This window comes from Rhizobacter sp. P1_G5 (assembly GCF_056405435.1).
This window is the reverse complement of sequence record NZ_JBFUCB010001058.1, coordinates 1-1,040: the sequence shown is the minus strand read 5'-3', so window position 1 is coordinate 1,040 and position 1,040 is coordinate 1. Positions and strand designations below refer to the sequence as shown.

Annotated in this window: 2 protein-coding genes; both read right to left on the bottom strand. The window is 72.9% G+C overall.

Annotated elements, in window-relative coordinates:
- Positions 1-175 (bottom strand): UvrD-helicase domain-containing protein (locus tag AC1D12_RS33965; protein ID WP_477845470.1); only part of this gene is annotated, 175 nt, incomplete at its 3' end.
- Positions 172-1,040 (bottom strand): RecB family exonuclease (locus AC1D12_RS33960; RefSeq protein WP_477845469.1); only part of this gene is annotated, 869 nt, incomplete at its 5' end. The genes AC1D12_RS33965 and AC1D12_RS33960, both read right to left, overlap by 4 nt.

Sequence of the window (1,040 nt, the reverse complement as noted above, 5' to 3'; positions counted from 1 at the left end):
CCTGCGGGCGCGCGCCGTCGAGCAGCGCCCGCACGATRCGCGACACCAGCATCCAGGTCTTGCCSGCGCCGGCGCAGGCCTCGACGACSACRCTGCGCTGCGGGTCGCAGGCGATCGCGTAGAACGCCTCGCGCGACACCGGCGCGCCGTCCGCCTGGTAGGCCGGGGCGTTCATCGCGCGCTCCATTGGTCTTTGCGGCACAGCCCGCGCGCCTCGCAGAACTCSCAGACGCGGCCCTCGCCGAGCGCCGGCAGCCCCACACCGGCGCGGATGCGGGCCAGCTCGCCGGCAAGCCCGTCGACCAGCGCCTGCGCGCTCGCCTCGACCTCGGGATGCACCACCTGGCGGATCTCGTGGCCGGCATCGAGCAGCAGGTAGATGGCCTGCAGCGGCGCATCGGTGTGCGGGCGCATCAGCGCGGCATAGAACGCGAGCTGCGTGTCTTCGAGCGGCTGGCGCACCTGCTGGCGCAGCGCGCTCTCGCTGCCGGTCTTGTAGTCGATCAGCTCCAGCACCCGCGCACCGGCTTCGCGGCGGTGGTCGACGCGGTCGATGCGACCGTGCAGCGTGACGGCCGCGGGTGCCGGCAGCTGGACCTCGTGCGCCTGCTCGCCTTCGGCCCATTCGATGCCTTGCGCATCGCGTTCGTGCAGCCACGCGACATAGCGCGGCGCAAGCTGCTCGAAGCTGGCGCCGTAGGGCAGGAAATCCTCGTCGGCGAGGCCGGCGCGGTCCTGCATCGTGCGGCCCAGCTGCAGCAGCCGGTCGGTCTCGTCGGCCGGCGTGCCGGGGGCGGAGCGGGTCTCGTGGAAGGCCTGCAGCACCGCGTGCAGCCAGTTGCCGTAATCGCGCTTCTCGACCTCTTCATCGAGCTCCCCGGGCTCGCGCAGCTTCAGCAGGTGCAGCGCATGGAAGCGGTACGGGCAGGCGCGCAGCGCCTCGCAGGCACTGGCCGACAGCTTGCCGGGCAGCAGCGCGCCGGCCGACGGTGCCGGCATGAAGACCGGCTGCGGCTCGATCGCCTGCGATGCGCGCGGAT